This window comes from Marinagarivorans algicola, from assembly GCF_001292705.1.
GTDB classification, from domain to species: Bacteria; Pseudomonadota; Gammaproteobacteria; order Pseudomonadales; family Cellvibrionaceae; genus Marinagarivorans; species Marinagarivorans algicola.
The window spans coordinates 1-1044 of the sequence record NZ_LGAK01000113.1 but is presented as its reverse complement, the minus strand read 5'-3'; the positions used below and the strand labels follow the sequence as shown (position 1 = coordinate 1044).

Annotated in this window: 2 protein-coding genes; both read left to right on the top strand. The window is 35.6% G+C overall.

Annotated elements, in window-relative coordinates; all coding sequences use genetic code 11:
• Window positions 1-397 (top strand): hypothetical protein (locus tag AC438_RS16440; protein ID WP_238376431.1); only part of this gene is annotated, 397 nt, incomplete at its 5' end.
• A gap of 1 nt (window position 398) precedes the next feature.
• The coding region (locus tag AC438_RS16435; protein ID WP_156317140.1) for a hypothetical protein at window positions 399-1044 on the top strand (646 nt) is incomplete at its 3' end.

The following is a 1044-nucleotide window of genomic DNA, read 5'->3' as shown; positions in this document are numbered from 1 at the left end:
GAAAAAAAGACTATTTTTATCAAAGATAATCGCAATGGAAACTGTTAACAAAATGATACAAGCGGTAAGAAGCCGATACTTTAGCATGGCCTTCCTCAGTAATACTTATGAGGGTGCGCTAGAACTTAAAGAAATATTAAAATTTTGTAACTCCAGTACATTACAGACTTGGCAAAAATCAGGGTGCGCAAGAGCTAAGCAATATGAGACAAATGCCTCCCGTATATTGTCAAGCACTATACCCACGTCCATTTCTTTCGCATCTAGAAGGTTTCAATTAAGTACTGACGCAGAGGTTAAGGCTTTAGCGCAACAGCTAGCATACCGATTAGAGAGCAAGGATATTGAAGCAGCAGTAGGCATCTATGATTCAATATTAAAGAAATTGGAGCAATAATATGAAAATAAGAAATTACCTTCTAATAGCATCCACGATGGCATCCCCCACCATCAATGCAGAAACCATTTGTACGGAAGTAAGAGATAGTTTAAAAAATTATTTTAATGCCTCAAAAGTAGATCTAATACTCAACCAATTCCTTACAACTTATATAAATGGTAATGATCCATATACTACTTTCTCCCATAATTCAAAAATAAAATATGATAATATTGGCGAAGATGTGAAATTTGATGGGGAATATTCACAATCAACAAAAGAAGTAAGCTATAGCAACGAAAAGCATTATCGTAAATCTTATTATTACAAAGGTGCTTATGAACAATCACATTCAGTCACTGTTTGCGCAGATGACTCTGATTTGGTTTTTGCATCACAATTATCGAACAATAGTGCACAACGTGTACCCATTAACTATGGCGGGCGTTATTTTGGTGATTTTAAAAATTTAGGTGACTTTTCATTTTCATTTAAAATACGCTATTGGGATGGAGAATATCCCAGTCAAGCCGTTACCTTTGGTGAAAAACAACTCCCCTCAGTCGTTAATCTTAATGCTGTGCAATTTAAGCCAAGCAAGCGAGCCAAACCACCAAGACAACAAAGTACACTATCTGTTTTAGTAACTGAAGTTAATGATCTGG